Raw genomic sequence first — 25,662 nt, forward strand, 5'->3', positions numbered from 1 at the left:
ACAAGGTTCCTAATCAAAATAATAACCCTCTGCAATATGTGAATCTCAGGTCAAAATCCCAATAAACTTATTATAACCTAACCGATCCAAAATAGCAAACGTCTTATTTCTTGGGTGATGATTCATAAAAAGGGATGGGCAAGATGAATTTTAACGATGCCCGCTTAGGGATGTTAATCAGGAGGCCGGTAGCAGGGTTAATCTGCTAGCTAAAGACAGGTTTATGCAAAAAAAGGCCATTCCCCGGCAGAATACCGGGAAATGGCCCAAAGTTACAGCTTTAAAAATGTTACGCGAATACAGCAATGTTATGCATCCCATCAGGGTTTACATCTGAGCACCTGTCTGATAACTGAGCAGCTGCCGGAAAGTGCCTTTGTGATCCTGGGCCAGCTGCTGATAGCCCCCCTGCTGGATAACCCGCCCTTGCTCCATCACGATGACCTGATCCGCATGGCGTATGGTGGACAGTCGGTGGGCGATCACGATAATTGTCATGCTCCCTTTCAGCTGTTCCAGCGCTTCTTGTATCCGCTGCTCGTTCTCACTGTCAAGGGCGCTTGTCGCTTCATCCAACACAAGAATCGAAGGCTTCTTCAAGATAGCTCTGGCCAGCACAATCCGCTGGCGTTCTCCCCCGGACAGGCGGATACCGCGGTCACCAATGACGGTATCGAGGCCTAGCGGAAGCACGTGCACGAATTCATCGGAGGCTGAAAACCTCAGCGCTTCCCACAGCTCGTTATCCGAGGCATCGGGAGCAACCAGCTTCAGGTTATCCCGGATGCTCTCATTGAAGAGGAAAGGATCCTGCGCCACATATCCGATCCCCCCTCGGAGCGACATCAACTGACGTTCGTCCTCCATGGACACGCCGTCCACAAGAACTTGCCCGCTCTCCGGTTGAATCAGCCCCATGAGAAGATCGATAAGGGTGCTCTTGCCCGCGCCTGATTTGCCGACGATGGCCGTCATGCGATTGGCAGGAATATGTAGGTTGATATCTCGCAAAGCATAAACGGAGGAAGAGGCGTCGTACCGATAGTCCACATGACGACAATCGATTCCATGCTGCAGCCGATGTCGCTCGCTGCCTGTCATCGGAATCGATCCGGCAATCTCCCTGTCCACCTCGTATTCCGCTTGCAGCTCGCGTATCGCCCGGAAGGCCGGGAAATTCGACACGAGCTGCTCGGTGCTCGATTGAATGCTGATAAATCTTGGCCATAAGCGCGAGAAGATAAGAACGATCATCAGCAGCTGCTCCGCAGGCGTACGCAGCACTTCCAGCGCCAAATACACAAATCCGGCAACCAGCAGTACGGACGCGAGCCGATAAATCAGCTGGGACAAGGAGTTGATTCTGCCAAATTGAATGAAGTTGTGCTCCATTTTTCGCGACAGCCTGTCAAACCAGTTCATATGAAATGGCTCCAACCGGTTGCTCTTGATATCCTTGATGCCGTTGAAATGTTCGCTGATGCCCGCAAAATAATATTTCGACAGCTCTGTCGTCTGCTCGCCGATTCGCTTCGATCGCCGGATGAATCGGCGTCCAAACAAGGCAAGGAGCCCTCCGCTCAACAGGACGATAAAGGTCAGCATCGGAGCCAACCATAGGGCAAGGCCGATCTGAATGATCGTGAACAAGAAAGACGAGACCATCTGCAAGAATAAAAACGTGCCTTGATTCACGCGCCCGAGTTCATTGGTCATGACATGGTTGAAATCCGACTTGCGGTGGCGCAGGAAGAACTCCCATTTGGCATGCAGCAACCCCTGATACGTTTCCATGCGCAGTTTACGAATGAATCGCTGCAATATTTTTGCATTTAACAGGTTCTGGCTGCGCTGCAGCAAGGCTTGCCCGCCCACAATCACAACATAGAGGGCCAGCACCATCGGCAAATTAAGCTGCAATGACCATGAACCCGCAAGGTCCATCAAGGTTGAGACGAGCGGCACCCCGCTCAAATCGGTCTCGAATACGCCAATGACACCGAGAAGCGGGACGATCAAATAGATGCCGATGCCGTCCAGGACACTAATGACCAGGATCATACTCATATTGAGGTAGAGCTTAAACCCGGCCATCCCATGCATTTTACGGATAAAATATAAGAGATCCTTCAATGTAAAAACTCCTTATCGGATGACCGCTTCAAGTTCAAGTCTCCGGCCCTCATATCCTTACCGAATATACCGACGACGGCATACCGTTCGTGCCCTTCTCTCCCCGTTACAATATAAGAGCCGCAGCGGAGCCAGGCATGGGCCACCATCATTCCTTTGTCGTCCCGGCCGCTTCCCAGATAAAGCGTGCTCGGAATCCCTCTTCGCTCCAGCATCTTCATCGCGGCAACGGCTTTAACCAGGCACTGGCTCTCCCACCATGTGACACGGCTCATGGTATGGACGGCTCTTGAGATTTGGCGGACAAGCGATAGCTCTGGCTCCGTATAGCCAACATACGGCGTCTCCTTCATATGTTCTCCCAGAGAAGGAGATACCTTTTGAAAGGGAAACATCTTAAACACCCTTCCCCAGGCCAGATAAAAGTAAGCTTCAATGTACATAAGCTTTATGGCAATCGGAAAAGACATATACCTTCTTGCTTTCCGGTAAAGGCCCATTGCTATTTATCCACCTGAACAAGGCCTTCCGCGGCTAACTGCTTGAGGAATAATCGCACCTGCTGCTCACAGAGCTCCGGCTCGATCTCATACTCCAATACCAGTTGATCCACCATATTGGAGATCGTGACGGGAGACGAAATAAGTTCCCATATCCGCCCGCCAATCCGTCCCAGATTATAATACTTGCCGTTTTCGATGCTTAGCATCACCTTCTCGCCATCCATATCACTGACGAGGAAACCTTCGGATTGCACAACGAGCGCGTCTGTCGTGATTAATTCCGTACTCATGAATAGAACCCCCTTTTTTCAGCTATTTAAGCTGGTCTGAGCAATATTCTGATGCTACTCGCTTATACCAAATGGATTACGATCCAATGTTAAAAGCGATAATGCACCCTTAAATCGACGGTTGTTTCATACGCCGCCAGAACCAGAGAAATGGCCGAAGCGGATAATACAGAAAATGCAGTGACTTTGGTAGTGGCAGCACCGAAGCGTCCCGCGAATTAGGCAGAAACTTATTCAAAATATATAAAACCTTCTGTTTTCTCGTCATTAACGAGAAAAGGTAACGGTTATAACGCCATGCCACGCTTTTCTCCGGCACCGGGTTCAATTTGACGATCCTTTTAATATAGTAGAGAGCGCTTTGTGCAAGGCGATGGGCTTTGGAGTTCATCGTCAATACAGTCAAATCGTGCGGAATGTCGACCGAGAACAATCGTGATAAAAGAATGAAGGCCTGCCCTACATATTGCTGTCCCCCATATCGCTCAAAGTGGGCCTTCATATCGCTGCTGTTTATCATGGGAAGCAGTCTTGCAATATCCATCAGCCAACGCAGCCGGAACCAACCATGCCTGGCGCCATGGTCGGCCAGATAGTTAAGCAAATCCTCATTTCCTAAATAATGATAAATCTGATGGGACAGCATTACATCATTCCTGCGCTCCCACAGCAAATCAAATGAAAATGACTTATTATAATGAGGATTTAGACGCCAGTGAACTTCGATCTGCGTCGAATGTTTCTTATGCTCGTAGGAGAAGTGATGGCTTGTTTTCTTCCAATTTTCCAATATACGTTCATCCTGTAACTCGTACCCAAGCTGCCCCAACACCCGTTCAACTCTCTCCACGTCATCCGCATCCACCAAGATATCCAAATCCTTCGAAGTCCTGTGTGCCAGATCCCCGTAGAGCTGCGTGGCTAGTATTGGGCCTTTAAGCAAAAGCGTACGCACCCCATTATCCTTGAGCGCCTCGCAAAGCTGACTCATTTCCCTGCTTAAATGCAGCATTTTCATCACGTTGTTATGATAATGCTGCTGGAGGGACGCCATAACCTGAGACGGAATGAGTGAGGCATCCACCCCTTTAAGCCGCAGATATACAAGGGGATAAACCCGGTGGTGCAGCGCGAGTTTCATAAACATTTTCCAATCGATATCCGATACATATTGCTTCAAGAGGAGTTCTTCATGAGCGTTATTCCGGAGAAGATAGAGTAAAAAAGACAGTTCCTTTGAGATATCGCTCAGGTCCAGCTTTACGGTATCTTGAATATTCAAGGTATTCACCCCCTATCTTTATAAATTTGTACGCCGTATAGTCCTCCAATCAGATCTGCCGACTGTCTAATGTCAGTTGTACTTCATCAGAAGTTATATATAAGTGCTGTTTCTTCCAGTACATGAAAATATCTCTCAAACTATTTTCTAATGAGATGGAAGGGGTCCACCCGGTCGTCTCCATCAACTTATGGTTCGAGCCATAATACTCAGGTACATTATTCGGTCTTAATTTGTCTTTGTTTACGACAACTTCAATGGGTTTTGAAGAAAAAGATACGAGTAACGTAAGGATGTCTTGAATGGAGACACATTTACCGGAGCATACGTTATAGACTTCTGCCGCTTTACCTTTTTCAGCAAGCAACCGGTACGCCTCGACGATATCTCTTACATCTGTAAAATCTCGTTTACTGCTCAAATCTCCTACAGAGATCACCGGCTCAGCTTTACCCAGCTCTATCTTAATCAACTGGTTGGCAAAGTCACTTGTCACGAAACCAAGGGCTTGGCCTGGTCCTATATGATTAAAGGCTCGGGCGTGAATAATATTCATCTCATGAATGCTGCAATATGAGTGTATCAACTTACTCAAAGTAAGTTTGGACAACCCATAAGGGTTGCCAGGATTCGTATCTGCGTCCTCCACAATTGGTAAATCTTTAACCAATCCGTACTCTTCCGATGAGCCTATCGATATAATCCTTACTCTGCTTCTTATGGAGGAGTCCTTTACAGCCTCAAATAGTCCAATAGCATCCATCACGTTCGATTGAAAGGTTTCATTAATATGACTCCATGAATACTGGACTGAGCTCTGACCGGATAGATGAAAGATGACATCCGGTTTTACTTGATCCATAACTTTCGTTATCGCTTCTTTATCAGAGAAATTCATCTCAAGGATCCTCACATCACCTAGCATGGAAGAAGGCACCTCACGTGACGTGCCCCATACTTCATATCCATGATTAACCAGGTTTTGCGCTAGGTACCTGCCCACAAAACCACTAACTCCAGTAATTAAGGCTTTCATTGATGTACCAATACATTATTGTTGCTGGAGATTTTCTGCAAATCGTTATCGACCATCATCTTAACCATTTGCTCAAATTCAACCTCCAACTTCCATCCCAGCTTCTCTTTCGCTTTTGAACAATCCCCTAGCAATAAATCCACCTCAGCCGGACGAACAAACTTCTCATCAATTACAACATAATCTCTCCAGTTGAGATCCACATGACTAAAAGCAATGGAGACAAGCTCCTCTACGGTATGGGTTTCTCCTGTTGAAATAACAAAATCCTCTGCCTTGTCTTGCTGCAGCATAAGCCACATGGCCTTTACATAGTCTCCTGCAAATCCCCAATCACGTTTGGCATCCAGGTTACCCAGTCGTAATTCGGTTTGGAGTCCTAATTTAATTCTTGCAACCGCGTCTGTTACTTTTCTAGTAACGAATTCCACGCCTCTGCGAGGAGACTCATGGTTGAACAAGATACCGGAACAAGCATACATATCATAGCTTTCTCGATAATTAACTGTTATCCAATGCCCATATACTTTGGCAACACCATAAGGGCTGCGCGGATAGAATGGTGTTGTCTCCTTCTGGGGTGTTTCCACCACTTTACCAAACATCTCACTGCTCGATGCCTGATAGAATCTTGCATCTGGCTTTGCATATCGTACAGCCTCGAGCATATTGGCGACACCAATCGCTGTTGATTGTCCTGTCAGTACAGGCTGGATCCATGAAGTACCTACGAAAGATTGGGCTGCCAAATTGTAAACCTCATCCGGATTCGAAATGCGCACCGCATTCATTAGTGAACCCTGATCCAGTAAATCACCATCGATAAATTCAATCTCATGCTTAATATGTTCGATATTCTCCATGATTGGTGTACTGGTTCTTCTACGCAGTCCATAGACCTTATAGCCCTTCTCCAGCAATAATTCCGCCAAATAGGAGCCGTCCTGTCCAGTTATTCCAGTAACGAGTGTATTCTTAGTCACGATAAATCTTCCCCTTTATCCATAGTTTATAAAGCTGATGGTGAGTACATGGCTTTTTCATTCAAACATTGACCTACAAAGCAAGGGATGGCGCCTTTTCCTTAATCCCGCCCCGCATATTGGGCCTGCCAACCGAGTAATAAACAAGTTGGGTATTGGCCAACTGCTCTTCCGTGTATATATTTCTTCCATCGATCAGATAAGGTAATTTCAACCATTCGGCAATGTCGGTTAACGAGATACGCTCAAATTCCTTCCATTCGGTCAGAATGCATAGTGCGTCTGCCTGCCAAGCCGCCTCCTTCGCTTCCTGACAGTAAACGATCTGTTTGAAATCCGAGTGATTTCTGAAATTGTCGGATGCAATAGGATCATAAGCTCTAATTCTAGCCCCCCGCTCCTGCAAGGCAGCAATAATTTCGAACGCGGGGGAGTCACGAACATCATCCGTCTCTGGCTTGAACGCTAACCCCCAAATGCCGATTGTCGCCCCGGATAAATTACCCAGTAAAGTCTCGAGCTTGCGGACCACATTAAATCGTTGATCACGATTAACTTCAACAACGGACTTCAGGAGCTTGAAATCATAATCCATCTGTCCCGCTATTTGAATAAGTGCTTGTGTATCTTTAGGGAAACAAGACCCACCGTAACCAATGCCCGCTTTCAAAAATGAAGAGCCGATGCGACTGTCATAGCCCATACCAGAGGCTACCTTCGTCACATCAGCTCCAACTTTTTCACATATATTCGCAATTTCATTTATAAAAGATATTTTGGTTGCCAGAAAAGCATTCGAGGCGTATTTAATCATCTCGGCACTTCGAATATCGGTTACGATGATATCCGAGGTTAACGTTTTATGAAGCTCAACCAGTTGTCTCTTCGCTCTCTCGCTGTCGGTGCCAATGATTATACGATCCGGATTCAACGTATCATAAACGGCTGTTCCTTCACGTAAAAATTCAGGAACCGACGCGATATCAAAGGGTTCATTCGTATATTCAGAAATGATCTCCCGAACCTTCTCGTTGGTGCCAACTGGAACCGTGCTTTTCGTTACGATAATTTTGTAACTATTCATGGCCAGCCCAATTTCTTTGGCCGCCTGTTCGATGTAACTCAGATTGGCATGACCATTGGGTAAGGATGGCGTTCCCACTGCGATAATCACAATATCCGAGCTCTTGACCGATTCATTTAGGTCTGTTGTAAAGCTTAATCTACCTGCTTCTTGGTTATTCACGATCAATTGCTGAATCTCTGGTTCGTATATGGGTACCTCTCCACGATTAAGCTGCTTGATCTTCTGTTCGATTTTATCGACGCATATCACTTCATTCCCAAGCTCAGCAAAGCATACGCCCGAGACCAGTCCGACATACCCGGTTCCAATTACCGTTAATTTCATCTCTTATCACTCCCATGAGTAGTGAAAATCCATGTTACACAGAAACAATATGAATGATTTCCTCCCACCTGATGGCCAGTCTTACAATATCGTCTTCAATGAGCTCATTACCCGTCTGAACCTCAATAATTTCAAGCTCTGTTATCGCTCTTATGCTATGCTTCGCTTCGATCGGAATGACAATGACATCGCCAGCTTTAATATGACGGACATCATCATTTAGTATCATTTCACCTTCTCCGGATATTACCGTCCACACTTCTCTGCGCAGCATATGGTATTGATAGCTTAAGTTTTGCCCTTCATGAATACAGATGCGCTTCGTTAATACTTCGCACCCATTTGGATATTTAGTATAGTCCAGAACACGATATCGTCCCCAGCGGCGCTCTTCATGCATGGGCCGTTGATCTCCAAATTTAACTACCTCTTTAAGCCGCATACTGGCATTCTTCTCAGATACAAGAATCCCGTCCGGACTAGCAGCAACGATCAAATTATGAGCACCTATGACGGTTATTGGTATGTCCAGCTCATTAATAATATGTGTATTGGAAGAATCCTCGCTCAATGTGCCCCGTCCAACTAATGGGTTTTTAATTTCCTCTGTCAACACATTCCATGTTCCTAAGTCTTTCCACAAGCCGCTATAAGGCATAACCACAATATTGTTTGATTTCTCCACTACAGCGTAATCGAAGCTCGTTTTTTGCATTCGTTTATACTGCAGAAGTAATTCATCGTATTGAATGGGAAGAGACTGCTCTATAAGATGATTGATAAGATAACCGAGCCGAAAAGCAAATACGCCGCAATTCCAGAGGGCGGATTGCTCCAACAGCTGAAGAGCGTGTTGTTCTTCAGGCTTCTCAACGAAATGGCTAACCTTGTAGAATTCCATCCCATTGCTTAACTGCGATACAGACTGCGGTATGATATAACCAAATTTCGAGGAGGGATGATCTGGCGAAACCCCCATTAATCCAAGATCCGCTTCCGTTTCATGCATTAATGCTTCCAATTCCTTTACTTTCTCAAAGAAGTGATCCTCAACAAAAGGATCAACGGGAAGCACAATGACAACGTCATTCAGACTTACACCCTTCACCGAGTATAAATAACCAGCAGTTAAGGCAATAGCCGGGAAAGTATCTCTTCGTTCAGGTTCAACAACGATTTCTACCTCGTGTCCAAGCTGATTTTGAAGCAGCTCAACCTGCGATCTTCCGGTTGCGACAACAGCGGTCTGAGTTAAGTTCATCTTGCCAAGCTGATTCCATACTCTCTGTACCATCGACTCACGTTGGCCAGCTGCGTTATTCAGTATTTTAAGAAACTGTTTGGATCGTGTCTCATTAGACAGCGGCCACAATCGATTTCCGCTACCTCCTGACAATAGAACAATATGCATTTGCTAATAACTCCCCTCCGGTTCTGGAATAGCAGATTTGATCTCTCTTGATTTCAGCGAAGATTCAATGATGGACTGCATCCGTTCGATAAATACGTGTTCGCTGAATTGTTCTGCATGCTGCCTTATATACTGTGGGTCCCAATCATATTGATCGAAGCGGTTAATCGTATTCACCAAGGAGTTTATCGACTGCTCCTCGAAATATAATCCTGTCTGTTCAGTTATAATGGTATCCAGCGCTCCGCCTCCAAAGAAGGCAATAATCGGTCTGCCACACGCATTGGCTTCAAGAGGAGTTATGCCAAAATCCTCAATACCGGGAAATATCAATGCCTTGCAATTCTGCATGTAGCGGACAACATCCTCGTCACTTTTTCTTCCAAGAAAAGTGATCGTATCTCCAGCAAGCTGCTCCAGCCTTTTCCGATCCGGTCCATCTCCAATTACGATCAGACGCTTACCACTCTGTGTACACGCCTCAATCGCCAAGTCTATTTTTTTGTAAGACACCAATCGAGAGACGACAAGAAAATAATCCTCCGGCACCCCTTCCTTGACGCTAAACCGGCTAACTTCTACCGGAGGAAATATGATTGGAGCATTTACTCCATAACACTGTCTAATTCGCTCCTTAACGATTGTGGAAATAGCGATCAAACGATCCACGTGTTCAGAGTTATTCTTATCCCATCTCTTCAAAGGATAGATCAGCCATTTCGCAATTCTTTTAACCAAACGGGGTACCTGAATACTTTCCATATACGTATCGAAATCCCAGACAAAGCGCATTGGTGTATAGCAATAACAGACATGAAGACTCTGCCTACCCTTCCGAACCCCCTTCGCATAAGCACTACTGGAACTAAGAATAAGATCATAGCTCTTCACGTTTATAGACCTTATTGAGAGTGGGTACAGCCAGAAATACAGCTTAAATTTATTCAATATCCCCGGGATTCGCTGCATCCAAGTCGTATGGATAACGGCGTCCTGTAACTCAGGGAGTAGTTTGTTGCGATCAACGATGGTTGTGTAGATTGGTGCCTCGGGAAACATTTTGTGTAATACAGCCACCACACGTTCGGCTCCCCCCATTTGATTGAGGTAATCATGCACAATGGCTATTTTCAGATCCCGCATTATACCAGCTCCCTTGCATGCTGATGCTCCACCTGCTTCATTCCTGGCTTAGACAACAGCTGTTGATAGATCAGTTCGATTTTTTGTGATGTCTGCTTAATCGAGAAGTGATCTCGTACACGTTCTTGCCCGTTATGGCTAAGTGCCAACCACATTCGTTTATCTTTTAGTACCTGCCGGATACAGCGTGTAAGCTCTTCGATGTTCCCCGTCTCATACAGCAGCCCACTTTCACCGCTCTGGATAATTTCAGGCACACCGCCTCCAAGACTGCCAACAACCGGCATACCTTGCGACATAGCTTCAATAATTACGCGCCCAAACGGTTCATTCTCTGAGCATAATAAAAGGAGATCTGCTGCACAGCAGATCTCCAGTACATCATCTCTAAATCCAGTAAACCTAACTTTATCTTCGAGCTTTAACGTTCTAGCTCTGGCCTTTAAACGTTCAAGATAGCGTTCATTCTCCTGCCTGAATTTAGCCTCACCAACGATCCATAGAACGGCTTCCGGTTCTTCAACCGCAAACCTTGAAAATGCTTCAATCGCATCTTCCTGCCTCTTCCATGGGGCAATCTGACCAATTATGGCTAGCACTTTCGCATCCCGCGGTGTTTGGAACTCCGACCTTAACCGTGCTCTTATCTCGTCTTTTTCCCCCGCATTAAAATGAACCAGTTCTACTCCGTTATGCACAAGATGGCACCTTTCTTGTAAAGAGGGATGATCCATACTATGAATAACGGATTCAGAAATACCGATAAGTGCCTGCGTCGTATGAATGGCTAATTTTTGAATAAGCTTTCCAATGAGTCCCTTAGGCGGCATATCTCGCAAATGCCATACGACAGGAAGCCTATGATACCATCTGAATAATGCTGCCATCATACCAGCACGAATCGAATTGGCATGAATAAGATCTACCTGGCTTCGCTTCATAAGAAGAGCAAGCCTCCAACCTGCCCATAGCATACCGAATACATATATAACAAGAAGGAGAGGATTTTTAGTTAACCTCGGACGAAAGCTTGGTATAACAACAGCTTCAAGCCCTTGGCTGCGGGCTCTCTGAAGAAGCTCCCCCTCTGGTGCAAACAATATCGGATGGGCTTTGGTTAAATGCCTGGCGGTCAACAGCAAGCTAATTTCGCCCCCGCTCACGGTACTCGTATGATTATAGAAGGCAATCCTCATGTTCTAAGTACCTTCCTTTTCTCAATCTCTTCCGTAAATAACCCGGTTACAGCCTCCGCCACCCTGCTCCATGTATACCGATTCAGCACATGTTGTCTGCATGTTTCTCGGGTTGGCAAAAATAAATTGTTATTTAGAACATCAATAATTTTTTCACTCATGGCCTCAGATGTCCCGTCTTTGAACAGTAAGTCATTCGACAATTGCTGCAGAATCTCTTTCGTCCCCCCATATGGAGTTCCTAGCACGGGCGTCCCGCACGCAAGAGACTCAACAGTTATAAGCCCAAATCCCTCTAAGGTAAGTGTCGGAACAACACTGATATCCGCAGCTTGATAGTATCGAACAAGCTCTTCGTTAGAAATTCTGCCAAGCAATTTAACATGCGAAGAGAGTCCAAGCTGACCGATTAACGCTTCGTATTCCGCACGCATGGGTCCGTCTCCACCGATGAACAGGCGAGATTCAGGATGTATCTTGATCACGTCTACCATGGCGTGAATCAGCCTGTCAATTCCCATCCTACGGACTAATCTTCTTATACAGAAGAGCATAGGTTGAGTAGCTGACATACCCAGCTCTGTTCTCAATTGCTCCCGATTAGGATGAGGGCGGAAGCGTTCATGATCTACGGCCGCTGGAATTATATGAACGTCCCGCTCGTTCACATCGTAGTTCTCCACGAGCATCTGTTTAAAATATTGACTCAAAACAATAAAGCTGTCGGAACGCCGATAGCTAATTTGTTCTACTTGTTTCTTCAGCCAACACTTCACCTCTGTCACGGCTCCGTTCTGCTTCTTCTCCTCAATTTTTGATTCTAACGCCCAAGGTCCTTGAAAATGAGTAACAATCGGGACATGCGGCGGTATTTTCCTCCTTGTAACCATAGCAGAATAGAGTGCAAAGTGCGGATTGTACACATCGGGCTGAAAGCTGCCCACTGCCTGAAAGGAACGTTTCTGAACGGATCTCATTCGAGACAAGAGATCATGATTGGTTGCTTCTTCCGTTGTATTGATAATATTAAGATCTGTCTCTATTGTAGCCCCCTGAGGACCTACGACCAGTCCAAGCTCAGTATGGCCATACTCCTTCATTGCTTTCATGTAATCCGCAAAATAACGGTTTAATCCGCCATGCTGAATATCGATCCAACCCATTCCAGTTGTAAGTATATTCATCATAATCTCTCTTTTCTTCAATAAGATTTAACGGGTAAAGCAAGTTCAATTGGCACAGTATGATTCCTTAGCTGCTCAATTGAATACGAATACGCTGAAGCAGCCATACAATATCCTTCTTCGTCAAGATAAAATCCCGCGGTTTAATATGATGCTTCAGTGTATAGAGCAGGAAGATCAGAATAAATTCCACAACGGATGTAATCAACAGCGAGATTGCCGCACCTTCAATTCCCAGTATCGGGATAAGAATATTCAGCAGCACAACATTAAGTCCAAGAGTTGATACTCTTATGATGGTAACTACCCCCGGCTTGCCAGTAGACATAAATCCCTGTGAAAGGATCCATGAAAGACTCGCAGTCCCCGTTTGAAAGATTAGAATCCGGAATATCGGAACAGCATCCGTAAATGACTGTCCATACAAGAGAATTAACAGATACGGTGCAATAAGAAATACCGAGACGCCTACAAGAAGGGTCACCAGTGTACTAACGCGATAAACTTTGAACGTGAGCCGAATGGCTTCCGCCTTTTGAAGCCCGGACGCCTTGGGAAACAATACGGAGGTAATAGCAGTTTGAATTGTATTTAAAATTTTTGACAGGCTCAGCGACACAACATATAGGCCAAGACTTGCCGGTGACAGTAAACCTACCACCAAAATCTGATCAATATAACCGGAAAAGGTCCCTGCCACATCGGTTCCATAGGAACGGACCCCGTAACTGAGCAGCTTTTTGGCGGATTCCAACTTGTTCCTCTGCTTCATTTTATAATGCAAGACCAGCTTGATTGTTATCCATATGGTTATTGGGATAGCGGGAAAAAGATATACAATCGATGTATAAAATGACGTAACATTCCCGGTTGCAACAAGAACACAGAGCAGAATCAGTGTACCCAGGACCGGAATATATCGCATGAAATTATACAAGAGGTATTCTTCCCTAGACTGTAAGGCTGCTATATTAATGGTGCCTAGTATGGCAAGCGGCGAAACTGCCAGTGCCCACACTGCAAATTCAATGACTTCCGGTGAGTATCCCTTCATCCAGAACGGAATGAGGGCAGCACCGATCGCTATGGCCACGCATCCAAGAATCAACGACATAATCAACGCGGTGATATAGAGCGAGCCCTGGTTCCCATCTTTTTTTTTCATATAATAGACCAGTGCTGACGGCATGCCTAAAGTTAAACAGTACGCCAAGAATTGCGGCCACATAATCATGGCTGCCTGTTCTCCACGGCCCTCAGGGCCTAAAGTCCTCGCGATAATAATACCTGTCAATACGTTGACACCGAGGATTAACACATTGGATGCAAATGTTTGCATCACATTGCCAAGACTGCCCCAACTTCTTTTATTTTTGAGTATATGTATTTTCAACATACCGTTCTTTCCCTTCAAGCCTGTCGATCGGCAGGATGCCTGACTGAGCGTTCATCGTCTCTCTGAATATTTCCATGTATTTGATCGCCATGGCCTCCCAGTCGTTATGAAGCGCATGTTCCCTCGCTCTTCGTGCCATCCTTCTTAATTGTTCCGGATTGGAGGATAGTTCTCTGATTGCATTGGTCAGAGTCTGGACATCATCCGGATTGTCCAAGATTATGGCTGCATCGTCAGACAGAAGCTCAACCACGCCGCAGCGGTTGCTCATGATCACAGGCAGGCCTGATGCCATCGCTTCTAAAATGACAAGCGAGAACGACTCATACCTTGAAGGAAAAACAAACAAGTCGGCAAGCGCCATAAAATCTGCGATATTCTTCCGATACCCAAGGAAATGAACACGGCCCGAAATTCCTAATTGTTCGGCAAATTTCGGATATGGGCTCTTTTCTGCATTTCCTAGAACCAGCAGGTGAACATGCTCCACTTCGGATAACGCACGGAGCACTGTATCCAGGTTTTTTATGCCTGAGTTCAAATCTCCTGCAAACAAGGCATAGACTGTATGCTCATCCAGCTTATAATCGGCTCTATTGATCGGCCGTGGATAGAATTCACTCGTGTCAACGCCGTTATGAACGACTGAAATGCGCCGACCGCCTAATTTTGCATCCCGGACAAGCTCCTGCTTCACCTGCTCAGATACGGAAATAATGTGCCGGGTTTTCTTCAGTGCGATTCGCTCCAGAACGGCATTGATCCCGTTGTAGACGAAGTGGTAATACGTCCTTATCGTTTTCTTTTCCCGAAACGGATGATACTTCGATTTCACCCACGCGCTATGAACTAAGTGCACACAATTGATATCAGACCGGGCATAAGTTATGAATCCATTGACCACAACTAGCTGAATACGGGCTCGACGAAGCCAGATTGAGCATGCGGAAACGATAGCAAATAACTGATTTCGCAGCAAGGCTATCGGGACTTTGCTAACATTGATCCTAATCCACTGCACTTGGGAATGATTTCGGAGGTCCTCCGACAGCTCTGAGGATATCACGATCACTTCGTGCCCTTGCTTTAAGGCCTCCACGATGACTTCATAATTGACTCTGCCTTGTCCGTCTCCCTTCTTCACCTTGTGCGTAACAAAACAGATTCTCATCGTTGTACCTCTTTCATCCATGGTTGTGCAGCAAGGGAATCCTCACGAATGGCGCTGAGCAACGCTTTAGCAATTTTACTGTGTCCCAGTTCATTCGGATGAAACCGATCTTCCAAGTAATCACTCCATTTATTTAAGACTTGGGATGTGTCGCACAGATATACCCGGTTTGAATCTTGGCCGTTCTCGCAAATATCGTGCAATATACCTCTGTACCGCTTCATTGATTCTACAGATCCCGGAAAATACTTCTCCTCGATATCACTGGGAGTAAGCAGCACCACCTTGGTCTTCGGGCTGTTATTCAGAATGTTCAGAACAAGCTCGGTCGTATGCTGTCTAAATTCCTCGAGACTCATCCATGGTCTGCCGCCGAACACTTTAATCAGGGTCACCTTTACTCTCCATCGAATCGCCGATTCCACCTTTTCCATAAGTCTCCGCGCTTTTCGAGTCGAATAATAAGGTCTTGGGTCCATCCAACCGGGCCTTCGCCACCGTCTGGGCAGCCAATTCAAATACTGTTTCTGTTCCCGTACAATGGATTCCGTAATGCCGTGGGCAAACACGATGAAATCCGGCTGCAGCTCCATAATGCGCTGTTCATACTTCGCCCTTGATTCGTTTACCTGCATGGCGCTGGAGCCGAAATTCATGATTTCAACAGGCTGGGAAAGCAGTGACTTGAGCTGAGCCTGCAACAAGTTGGCATAATTGGTATTGGAGCGAATGACACCTAATCCTTCCGTAATGGAGTCGCCTAAAAAAACGATTAACATGCTATAATTCCCTCCGATTTGTAGACGCATATGGAAATGCGAGTGAGATAATCAGCAGCAGAATATATCCGCTTAATCCGCTCAATACATTGCTTCCTAATAACAGAAATAGAATCGCACTGATAGCTGCAAAGGAAATCGGAGCATAACCCTTCTCTGTTTTGCTGATCTTGAAGAGAATCACGAACAGATATCCTAATGAAAAAATAACGGCCAGTCCCAGAGGTAACCCAAATGAATAAAACAAATTTAAATACCCGTTATCAAATACAGCCACTGTATTCGAACTTTGGGTTAGCTTGACCCCCAGTCCCGAACTGCCCAGTCCTCTTCCAATGGGATTGGATATCACATCCGAGATAATATATTTAGCAAAGTCCAACCGCTCATTAAAAGAGTGATCCTCCTCCAATGACTCGAACGTGCTAATGCGCGAGGATACCTGATTGGCCCCCGGCAAGAGCGGAAGAATGAAGGTATACGCCAGCACCATAATGACACCTAAGGCTACCAACTGCACTTTGCTCTTTAATCGGGAACGGGCAAAATAGGCAACAATCATTATTACACACGTAATCCATCCAACCCGAACCAGAGTAAGCAGAAGCGCAAACGCGACGATCATGATGCCTACGATGCCAAACGCTCTCCACTTTTTCTGCACAATCATAATGGCTAGTGCAAACCCAAGAAACATGCCTGCTGGTCCCGGTGAATTCAGCAGAGAGAACACCCGAAATTTCTGAGGTTCCGGTATTCCGACTGAGTTCATATCCGCGGTTGTCATCCAGAAATGATCCCAAGGAGGCAAAACCAAGTATTGGTAAATGCCGTAAACTCCAACAAGGACCGCAAGATAAGCAAAGCTTCTCAGCCATTTGTCCCAAACTTCCTTATCGAACTGACTGGCACTCACGTATAGCAGCACTAAGAATGGAACAAATAAGCTTAGCAAGTCATATACAGAAGACAGCCCATATTTCATGAAACCGAGGATAAACCCATATATCAATGCCACGCCAATGATCTTTATGATCAGTCTTATTCTCGAATCAATCCGATTAAAGTGTTTTAGCGTTGTTATCAGTAATATTAATGAAACAGAATACGGAGTCAGCATGATAATCGATGTATCGCTGTACGACTGAAACGACCAGTCAAGCAAGCGTCTTACCTCAGGGCTGATCGTCCATATCAAAAGTGAGTATGGAATAAGAACATGGGGGCTCTTAAACTGGATATAAAGCCCGATCAGCATACATAAGACCAGGAATACCAATTCCAGCAGTTTAATATGCAGAGAGTCAACGGAACTTAGCAATCCAATCAAAGTACCGCTCGCTATAATGCCCCCGACCTGTATCGACCCACGAATCGTTCGTGCGGCGTTCCTTCTCCAAGAGCTTAATCCAGAGATCCTCTCCATATTCTCCAATCACCCTATCTCCCTCAAAAATTCCAATAGCACGCCTCAGTTAATAGGCTGAATTCGGAAGGATCATGATCTTGACGGTTTGAAGTATCAATTTCAGATCCATCCACAAGCCTCTTCGTTCGATATACTCCAGATCCAGCTCCAACATCTCATCAAAACTTAAATTGTTACGACCGCTCACCTGCCACAATCCGGTGCAGCCAGGGCTTACCCTCAATCGCAACCTGTCGTAATTGCTGTATAATTGAACTTCTCTCGGTAATGCCGGTCTTGGACCGACCAGAGACATCTCGCCGCAGAGAACATTCCATAGCTGAGGCAGCTCATCAATGCTCGTCTTTCGAATCCATTTCCCAAGCTTCGTAATACGAGGATCATTCTTCATTTTGAACATAGCACCGCTAACTTCATTTTGGTCCAATAGCTCCTCAAGCAGTTCTTCTGCATTCGATACCATGGAACGAAATTTGTACATTCGGAATGGCTTCTCATCCTTACCGATGCGTGTCTGGTAGAAAAAAACAGACCCCTTCGGGTCCTCCAGTTTTATAAGAATGGATACAATCACAAAGAGTGGCGACAACAGAACAAGGCCGATGAAGGCCAATACACAATCCATTACACGTTTTATTGCCAGATACATAACTCTAGGTTCCGCCTCTAATGCCAAATCGTTTGCATATCGTTTATTTACTTCGAACACAACGTCTACTTCATTACGTTGCGGATTGGGAGACATGGATGATACACCTCTTCAGCTATTAATTTTTATTTGAATTTGAATACTCTCTTTCAAGAATCGTCTCCATACCTTGTAGAAGGGGTTTGCGGAGCTCCTCATTTTGAAGTGCAAAATCAAGAGTTGTCATAATAAATCCAAGCTTTTCACCTACGTCATATCGGGTGCCTTCGAAATCATAGGCGTATACGCCCTGACTTTCATTCAGCTTCTGGATCGCGTCCGTCAACTGAATTTCTCCACCAGCGCCCTCCTCTTGATGCTCCAAAAAATCAAAAATTTCAGGAGTTAATATGTAGCGGCCCATGATGGCTAGTTTCGACGGTTCTTGACCGGCAGGAGGCTTCTCTACAAAATAATCCACTTCATACAAGCGGTTCATTTTGCCCAGCGGAGCCACGATACCATAACGATGCGTTTGATCATCGGGTACGGTTTGAACACCTATCACGGACTTCTGCAAGCGTTCGAACTGCTGTGCCAATTGCCGAGTACATGGTGTATCGGATTGGACAATATCATCCCCTAGTAGGACAGCAAACGGCTCGTTTCCTATAAAATTACGTGCACACCAAACGGCATGCCCTAAACCCCGAGCCTCTTTCTGGCGTATGTAATGGATTTCAACATTCGAAGCGCGCCGAACCTCATTAAGCAGTTCATATTTCCCCTTGCTGAGCAAATTATGCTCCAATTCAAACGCATGATCGAAATGGTCTTCAATGGAACGCTTGCCTTTACCCGTCACTATGATAATATCCTCAATTCCCGATGCCACGGCCTCCTCCACAATGTATTGGATGGTGGGTTTATCCACGATCGGAAGCATTTCCTTTGGCATTGCTTTCGTTGCAGGCAGAAAACGTGTACCAAGCCCCGCTGCAGGAATAATGGCTTTCTTTACTCTCCTCATCACCCATTCACTCTCCAACTCTTATTTTTATATAGACAACGGGTAGGCTCATTGTCCGTTTAGCAGAAACGCTCAGCTATATACTCTTCTCTGTAGAAAAGAACATAGCTAAGCCTTTCATGAAAAAAGGGCATTGAACCCGTCCTCACATTACACCCTCGACAATCATGTCTAAGGTCGATACGACCCACAGCGTAACCGAGTGTCTGCAGTGATAGAGGTGCAGCAGACATTACCTTTTCTTACTCATTTTTTCGCCTAATACCATTACTGCCTGAAAGCCGATTCCTTGCGGGCGTTCTCTTCGATTAATTCAGCACAATCCCCAATATTCGGGCATTCACATGGTCCAACTGCTCCTTCGCCTTTCTAAGATGATCCTTCTTTACCTTTCCGGTTGCAGCTACCATAATGACTCCATCGCATAATGCGCTGACAATTACGGAGTCCGATACGGAAAGCACCGATGGCGTATCGACAAGAATGACATCATATTGCAGTTTCGACAGCTCTAGCAGTTCCCGCATAGACGGTGAATCGATCAATTCTGATGGATTTACGGGGACCGGACCGGATGGCAGCAATGATAATCGTTCAACAGCCGTCTCCTGAATCGCTTCCTCAAGACTTATGTCTCCCGCAAGCAGAGTGCTTAAACCTTGGGAGTTTAACAGCGAGAACATTCGGTGCAATGAGGGCTTTCGCAGGTCTGCATCGATCAGAAGCACACTCTTGCCCTCCTGCGCATAAGCTACCGCCAAATTGCCTATCGCAGTACTTTTGCCTTCTCCAGGCTGTGACGATGTCACCGTAACGGTCTTCAATTCCTGTTCTTTATAAAAGAATTGGATCTTGGTTCGAAGCAGTCGATAAATCTCTGAAATTGGCGATTTTGGATTGGCGGAAACGATCAGATTATGGTTATTGATGGAGCGACGCATACTGGCTCTCACCTGCCTTTTGTTTTGGAATAGCTTTCGATCTTGTGGACCTCTTCAGTTCTTTTCTGCTGATCCTTCCTACGACAGCAAGCACGGGTACTTCCATAATCTCTGCAATCTCCACTTCGGTCTTGAGGGTATCGTCCAAATAATCGAGCAGAAATATAAAGCCGATCGCCAGAAGGAGTGAGATAACAAAACTAATCAACATATTCATCACCGGATTTATATTGATAGGCGCAGGAGATATGGTTGGATCCGCTTCGCTCAGAATGGTTATATTGTCTACATTCATAATGTTTGGAATTTGCTCTTTAAATACCGTGGAAACAGCATTTACGACACTGGCGGCCTTGGTGTAAGAGACATCTTCGTAAACCAGATTCATAACTTGTGAATTGTTTGCCGAGGTAACAGATATTTTGGCAGCAATTTGTGAGGGGCTTTCACCCAGCTCGGGGTATTGCTCAACCACTTTGTTCATCACGGCCGAGGACCTAATAATTTCCTTGTACGAATTGATCAGAAAAATACTAGTTTGAATCGTGCTTGCATTGAGTGTCGCCGCTCTGTCGCCCGAGAATTGGTTTACAATTAACTTAGCGTTCGCTGCGTAGATAGGTGTCGTAAAGTAGAAGCTCTTTACAGCGGCTGCTACCATCGCAATGACGACAATAACCGCAATCAACCACCATTTTCTCTGAACAACTCGGAAATATTGTTTGAGTTCCATTCGGCTGCAAACCTCCGCTTATTTTATGGATTGAAAAACATACCTTGATTTTCAAACTCTTCGATACAATCTGTATATTTTACATTCCATAATTTACGATACAATTTGTATCATGTCAAGGTTAATTTTCATGAATTTACATAAAAATGACACAATATGTATCTTTGTATTCGTTGTAACCGCAAAAAAACAGCCTTGTTGATATAAGATCAACAAAGCTGGTTCACCGAAGAGGATCAGTAGTTAGCGAAGCAGTTATAATTTTTGAGAAATTTGCAAGCTGCCATTGACAATAGATAATTGATATCTGGCTCTTGTCACGGAGTCCGTCAATATAATTCCGTTTCCTGGACCCTCGATTTCCAAGGAATCGGTCATATAGCTATGCGGATGTGGTGAATACGACCCGATATGATCCCACGTCACCATTACTCCAGCAATATATGTTTCACCCACTTTGGGAATGAACGATATGCTGAATTCATGCAGTAAACCTGTTTGACTTGCAAGCTCTCTCCCCCGAAGATGCTTCCAACCTTCTTCACGCCAAGTTATGGCATCGTTAAAAATATACTCCGCATTCTGGGCAGCAATTCGGCCCATTGATTTATATAACGACCCACTTTCATACTCCGTTTGCAAAATGAAATATTGCATGGCCAAGTTTCTGTTTGCATCTCCCTGATACGGCAGTGTCCGGCTATTAAACTTGATCGCCATCATCGGTGAGCGAACTCCATCTGGCGTAATTTTTAAAATAACAGGATGCGGACCGATGACCTGCTTCATCTCGTTGCTAATAGGGATCGGCACTTGGTCGGCTGTGACAAGACTAATTACGCCTCCATTTAATACCGTCCAATTCGATAGCACTTCCGGATTTCTAAGCAGGTTCGGCGCTGATACCGGCATAAGCGTGCGATGCTCTCTTTCCTTCATCCGTGTTTGTAAGTCGGCACTCTTGTATAATGGAGTGACCTTTCTACGAATCACCGCTTCCTCTGGTCCCAATCCAGTCAAATCGGAATCCTTATCACCGGTTAGAATATCAATATACGCCGTTCCAATGGCACCTTGAGCATTTGATTTTTTTAATACTCCAAGTTCATCGTTAAATGTCGTCGGAGCTGTAACGGTTCCAAACCAAGCTGCATATTTCTGCTTTTCACCAGCAGGAATCAGTTCATCTGGCATCGAGTACTCCCACTTTGAAGGATTGCCTGTATAACTTGTTACAGACCAAGAAAAGCCGAATCCGAACATTCTTAAATTCGAAGTTAAGGATTTACTTAATAATTTTATGGCTGCTTCTCCGCACTGCTCAAATTGTGCATTCATGTAGATACCGCTTAATCCTAGAACTACAGGAGCTGCCTTATAGTCATCAAGTCCACTGTCGATGCACTGATAAATAGCGTACGGCGAAAATCCAAGATGTGTTCTATGAATATTTGCATTTAACCCCCCGCGATGTCCGGCTGCTAATGTCGTACCGAACATAATGCCGCAGAATGCTCCTGTTATACTTCCGCCTTGATAAAAATAATCCCCCGTGTTGATACGGCAGTATACGCCAATTAATCCGTTCCAGGTACATTCGTATGAAGATACATGTCCATTGTTACTGTTTAGAAGCTGCCCAACCTTTACTCCGGATGTAGCGATATTTCTAAATATCGGTGTTGCTGATCCTGCAACTTCGAACGCAGCTGAACCTACAGCAAACATATCGTATAGACTTTGCTCGAATAACTCCTTATTTATCCAGTTGATCAGTTCTCTTGAGCTATATTTTGAAACACCATATACTCCGAAATCCTCAAATACTGCTTTCACTCCAGAATTTCGGATTCTTATGCATGGAAGTAAATCGGTTGTTGTGTCGAGGGGGTCCCAGATAATTCTCGTGCCCATTTGTCCACCATCTACATAGGGACCTGCTCCATAAATCCCTCTGCTATTGTTGTCTATCGTTTGTCTGATCCGGTAATCACCAGGAGGCACAAATAGCTTGTAACGCTTATCACACTTTGCCATCGCGGCTTGAAAAGCCGCAGTGTCATCTGTTCTTCCATCACCTACAGCTCCAAACCACTTAACGTTAATGCCACGGCTCATTAATTCCTCATCTAACAAATCGAAATTGAAGCTTACATCTTTCGGATCCATCGTATCCGAGGATGACCATGCATTCATCTTCATGTATTTCGTTTGTCTCTTGGCCATGCTCATCTCCTCCTTGCTACATAGTAGTGACTACATTACAAATGTGCTTGATGAAAATACCCATCTAAGATTAGAGCCAAGCCCAAATATTGAAACAATTCAAACTTCAATCTTGAAAACAACACAAGGATTACTATAATATAGGAATTAATTGGATACATTTTGTATCAATCGCAAACGCTCTATAATCAGTTTTATAAATAGAAGCATCTTCACCACCAAAAGGAGCTATTTTTCATGCGAATCATTCTTACCTTTCTATGGGCAATAGCTCTATTCATCTTTACTTGTTCAGTTAATTTCCATCTCCTGATCAGATATCAAGTTGTGGATTTTCAGTTCAACCCCTCCCCCGACTGGTCCGAGCTTACAAAACTGGATTTCCAATGGTACAGGAGCGATTGGATCCTGCGAAAAATCGGCCATTTTATCGGGTTCTTCATTCTTGCCCTTCTCGCATCCGACTTTGGCAGGAGAAGGACCGCCTTTTTCTGGTCAGTCGCCTATGCAGCGCTAACTGAAATTCTCCAGCTCTTCTTCTTCCGAGGCGGTCGAATCTACGATGTGGTCAATGATTCACTCGGCATTCTCCTTGCTTACCTACTCTGTATGATCCTATTCCGCAAAAGTTCAAGGCGCACAAGAAGGTGAAGCCATTTAAAGCCGCCCAATTCTACCCACCAAAAAGGTTAAAAAAAGTATTGATACATTTTGTATACTTGTATTATAATGATAACGATACGAAATGTATCAACGAGATACTTACTTACTCGTAATGAGTTGCAACGAAAGGAAGATCGAATGGGCGCAATTGCCGGTATTTATCGTTTTCATGGAGAGCCGATTCCAACGGATAACAGCGAACTCATAATGTCGGCATTAAGCAAGTATCCTGCTGATCAAAGCGCCGTTTGGCAAAAGGATTACATTATGATGGGGTGTCATGCCCAATGGATTACGGAGCAAGCCGTACAAGAAATACTGCCTTATTACGATCCGCAGCGCGGGCTTGCCATCACGGCCGACGCCATCTTAGACAATCGGGATGAGCTCATGGAGCAGCTGCATGTGCCGCATGTCCACAGGCCGCACATGACAGACAGTGAAATTCTGCTGCAGGCTTATGAGAAATGGTCTGAACGGATGCCGGAGCGACTGGTCGGAGATTTTGCTTTTGCCATATGGGATGCACGCAAGCAGCTGTTGTTCGGAGCAAGGGATTTCTCAGGCGCAAGAACGCTATATTATCATCGCGATGAGCAGCAGTTCTCCTTCTGTACGATGATGACTCCCTTGGTCACTTTACCTTATATACATAAAGAGCTTAACGAGCGTTGGCTAGCCGAGTTTCTGGCGATCCGCGGTGTGTTCGAACCCCCGGATGCTTCAACCACTGTGTACAATCATATTTATCAGATCCCGCCTTCCCACTCCTTCATCGTTACACATAACCGGTTATTGATCAGCCGGTATGACAGCCTGGCTAATGTGCAGCCTTTGCAGCTCCGTTCGTCCGAGGAGTATGAAGAAGCCTTTCGTGAGGTATTTCATAAAGCCGTAACCTCAAGGCTTCGCCGTTCAAGCCTGCAAATCGGCGCTCATCTTAGTGGTGGTTTGGATTCGGGCTCTGTTGCAAGCTTTGCAGCCAGAGCACTTCAGCAGGAGAAGCGGATGCTTCATACCTTCAGCTACATACCGGAAGATGAATTCATAGATTGGACGCCAAAGCACAGATTTGCTGACGAGAGGCCGCTTATCAGGCAGACCGTACAGTTTGTGGGCAACATCCATGATCATTACTTGGATTTCAAAGGTCACAGTCCCTTTACGGAAATCGACGACTGGATTGACATCCTGGAATCTCCTTATAAGTTCTTTGATAATTCGTTCTGGCTAAGAGGAATTTATGCGCAGGCGCAGCAGCGCGGGATCGGAATTCTGTTGAATGGAGCAAGGGGGAATTACAGCATCTCTTGGGGACCCGCGATGGAGTATTACACGCGACTTATGAAAAAATTCAACTGGCTCCATCTATCCCGCGAGATCAATCAGTATAGCAGGAACGTTGGAGTTGGACGTAAACGGCTATACTCCATCCTTTGCCGTAAAGCATTGCCTTCCCTTACAAGGATAAGGCTATCCGGAACATCAGCTGAGTTGCCGCAGCTCATACATTCCGACTTTGCTGAACGCACAGGGATCTACGACAAGCTGCAGGATCGCGCGTTTACCGGAATTGGCTCAACAGACGATCTTCCTGATGATCCACTGGAAGCAAGAATTCAGCATTTCAACCGGGTTAACATGTGGAGCGCCACCGGGTCAAGCGGCTGCAAACTGTCCCTTCGTTATTCCGTATGGAGTCACGATCCGACCAATGATCTGCGCGTCATTCGATTCTGCCTGTCAACGCCAATGGAGCAATTCGTTCATAATGGCATGGATCGGGCTTTAATTAGACGCTCTACTTCAGGCTGGCTCCCCGATTCCATCCGGCTTAACCAGAGAACAAGAGGCATCCAGGCAGCCGATTCTATCCATCGTATGCGAAGTGACTGGCCAGCATTTATCGATGAACTGGATCATCTGAGTCGTGATTCTAGAATGCAGCAGTTCATTAACATGCCTGTTCTCGAAGAAGCTCTATCGGAGGCCCGTCAGGGAATGGATCCAAATCAAGCCTATGGCCCGTCCATTAAACTCCTAATGCGCAGCCTCATTCTGTATCGATTTCTTCAAAAAAACTTTTGAAAGGAG

The 25,662-nt window shown here is 45.4% G+C and carries 22 protein-coding genes; 2 read left to right on the forward strand and 20 right to left on the reverse strand.

Annotated features, from left to right (window positions below; translation table 11 throughout):
• Positions 1–327: 327 nt before the first annotated feature.
• The 20 genes from ACPV3A_RS09265 to ACPV3A_RS09360 all read right to left on the reverse strand — a co-directional run bounded on the left by ACPV3A_RS09265 (position 328) and on the right by ACPV3A_RS09360 (position 22,905).
• Positions 328–2,133 carry an ABC transporter ATP-binding protein gene (locus ACPV3A_RS09265; protein ID WP_426199146.1) on the reverse strand — a complete coding sequence of 602 codons (1,806 nt, stop codon included), beginning with the start codon at positions 2,131–2,133 and terminating at the stop codon, positions 328–330.
• Entirely contained in the window at positions 2,130–2,633 is a 504-nt protein-coding gene (locus tag ACPV3A_RS09270; RefSeq protein WP_426199148.1) for a lasso peptide biosynthesis B2 protein, read from the reverse strand. Before ACPV3A_RS09270 ends, ACPV3A_RS09265 begins: the two co-directional genes overlap by 4 nt.
• Before the next feature lie 2 nt (positions 2,634–2,635).
• Positions 2,636–2,926, reverse strand: a complete 291-nt coding sequence (locus tag ACPV3A_RS09275) for a lasso peptide biosynthesis PqqD family chaperone (RefSeq protein WP_326098644.1) — start codon at positions 2,924–2,926, stop codon at positions 2,636–2,638.
• Positions 2,927–3,035: 109 nt separating this feature from the next.
• Positions 3,036–4,208, reverse strand: a complete 1,173-nt coding sequence (locus ACPV3A_RS09280) for a nucleotidyltransferase family protein (RefSeq protein ID WP_326111669.1) — start codon at positions 4,206–4,208, stop codon at positions 3,036–3,038.
• A 49-nt stretch (positions 4,209–4,257) separates the two neighbouring features.
• Complete coding sequence (locus tag ACPV3A_RS09285) at positions 4,258–5,244, reverse strand: GDP-mannose 4,6-dehydratase (protein ID WP_426199151.1); 987 nt, start codon at positions 5,242–5,244, stop codon at positions 4,258–4,260.
• Positions 5,241–6,227, reverse strand: coding sequence for a GDP-mannose 4,6-dehydratase (gmd, locus tag ACPV3A_RS09290; protein ID WP_426199153.1), 987 nt, complete (start codon positions 6,225–6,227; stop codon positions 5,241–5,243). Before gmd ends, ACPV3A_RS09285 begins: the two co-directional genes overlap by 4 nt.
• Before the next feature lie 73 nt (positions 6,228–6,300).
• The gene (locus ACPV3A_RS09295; RefSeq protein ID WP_426199155.1) at positions 6,301–7,638 is read right to left on the reverse strand and encodes a UDP-glucose dehydrogenase family protein; all 1,338 of its coding nucleotides are present in this window, start codon (positions 7,636–7,638) and stop codon (positions 6,301–6,303) included.
• A 34-nt stretch (positions 7,639–7,672) separates the two neighbouring features.
• The gene (locus ACPV3A_RS09300) at positions 7,673–9,049 is read right to left on the reverse strand and encodes a sugar phosphate nucleotidyltransferase (protein ID WP_426199157.1); all 1,377 of its coding nucleotides are present in this window, start codon (positions 9,047–9,049) and stop codon (positions 7,673–7,675) included.
• 3 nt (positions 9,050–9,052) lie between these two features.
• Positions 9,053–10,192, reverse strand: a complete 1,140-nt coding sequence (locus tag ACPV3A_RS09305; protein WP_426199158.1) for a glycosyltransferase — start codon at positions 10,190–10,192, stop codon at positions 9,053–9,055.
• A complete protein-coding gene (locus ACPV3A_RS09310) occupies positions 10,192–11,388 on the reverse strand; it encodes a glycosyltransferase family 4 protein (RefSeq protein WP_426199160.1) in 1,197 nt (398 codons plus the stop codon). The genes ACPV3A_RS09305 and ACPV3A_RS09310 overlap by 1 nt, the downstream gene beginning before the upstream one ends.
• Entirely contained in the window at positions 11,385–12,572 is a 1,188-nt protein-coding gene (locus ACPV3A_RS09315; protein ID WP_426199162.1) for a glycosyltransferase family 4 protein, read from the reverse strand. Before ACPV3A_RS09315 ends, ACPV3A_RS09310 begins: the two co-directional genes overlap by 4 nt.
• A gap of 67 nt (positions 12,573–12,639) precedes the next feature.
• Positions 12,640–13,968, reverse strand: a complete 1,329-nt coding sequence (locus ACPV3A_RS09320; protein ID WP_426199164.1) for a lipopolysaccharide biosynthesis protein — start codon at positions 13,966–13,968, stop codon at positions 12,640–12,642.
• Complete coding sequence (locus ACPV3A_RS09325; RefSeq protein WP_426199166.1) at positions 13,940–15,139, reverse strand: glycosyltransferase family 4 protein; 1,200 nt, start codon at positions 15,137–15,139, stop codon at positions 13,940–13,942. Before ACPV3A_RS09325 ends, ACPV3A_RS09320 begins: the two co-directional genes overlap by 29 nt.
• The gene (locus tag ACPV3A_RS09330) at positions 15,136–15,918 is read right to left on the reverse strand and encodes an SGNH/GDSL hydrolase family protein (RefSeq protein ID WP_426199168.1); all 783 of its coding nucleotides are present in this window, start codon (positions 15,916–15,918) and stop codon (positions 15,136–15,138) included. Before ACPV3A_RS09330 ends, ACPV3A_RS09325 begins: the two co-directional genes overlap by 4 nt.
• Before the next feature lies 1 nt (position 15,919).
• Positions 15,920–17,344, reverse strand: coding sequence for an O-antigen ligase family protein (locus ACPV3A_RS09335; protein WP_426199170.1), 1,425 nt, complete (start codon positions 17,342–17,344; stop codon positions 15,920–15,922).
• 49 nt (positions 17,345–17,393) lie between these two features.
• Positions 17,394–18,092 (reverse strand): sugar transferase, encoded by a 699-nt coding sequence (locus ACPV3A_RS09340; RefSeq protein ID WP_127594056.1) that lies wholly within the window; start codon positions 18,090–18,092, stop codon positions 17,394–17,396.
• A 22-nt stretch (positions 18,093–18,114) separates the two neighbouring features.
• Positions 18,115–19,005, reverse strand: a complete 891-nt coding sequence (gene galU, locus ACPV3A_RS09345) for a UTP--glucose-1-phosphate uridylyltransferase GalU (RefSeq protein ID WP_339273360.1) — start codon at positions 19,003–19,005, stop codon at positions 18,115–18,117.
• A gap of 308 nt (positions 19,006–19,313) precedes the next feature.
• A complete protein-coding gene (locus tag ACPV3A_RS09350; RefSeq protein WP_339292127.1) occupies positions 19,314–19,946 on the reverse strand; it encodes a CpsD/CapB family tyrosine-protein kinase in 633 nt (210 codons plus the stop codon).
• Entirely contained in the window at positions 19,927–20,679 is a 753-nt protein-coding gene (locus tag ACPV3A_RS09355) for a YveK family protein (RefSeq protein ID WP_426199174.1), read from the reverse strand. Before ACPV3A_RS09355 ends, ACPV3A_RS09350 begins: the two co-directional genes overlap by 20 nt.
• Before the next feature lie 255 nt (positions 20,680–20,934).
• A complete protein-coding gene (locus ACPV3A_RS09360; protein WP_426199177.1) occupies positions 20,935–22,905 on the reverse strand; it encodes a glycosyl hydrolase family 28-related protein in 1,971 nt (656 codons plus the stop codon).
• A gap of 237 nt (positions 22,906–23,142) precedes the next feature.
• Here ACPV3A_RS09360 and ACPV3A_RS09365 point away from each other — a divergent pair, with 237 nt between their 5' ends.
• Both ACPV3A_RS09365 and ACPV3A_RS09370 read left to right on the forward strand, forming a co-directional pair.
• Entirely contained in the window at positions 23,143–23,556 is a 414-nt protein-coding gene (locus ACPV3A_RS09365) for a VanZ family protein (RefSeq protein ID WP_426199179.1), read from the forward strand.
• A 150-nt stretch (positions 23,557–23,706) separates the two neighbouring features.
• Positions 23,707–25,656, forward strand: a complete 1,950-nt coding sequence (locus tag ACPV3A_RS09370; RefSeq protein ID WP_426199181.1) for an asparagine synthase-related protein — start codon at positions 23,707–23,709, stop codon at positions 25,654–25,656.
• The last annotated feature ends 6 nt before the right edge of the window (positions 25,657–25,662 follow it).

Source organism: Paenibacillus sp. Dod16 (genome assembly GCF_049893405.1).
Taxonomy (GTDB): Bacteria; Bacillota; Bacilli; order Paenibacillales; family Paenibacillaceae; genus Paenibacillus_AQ.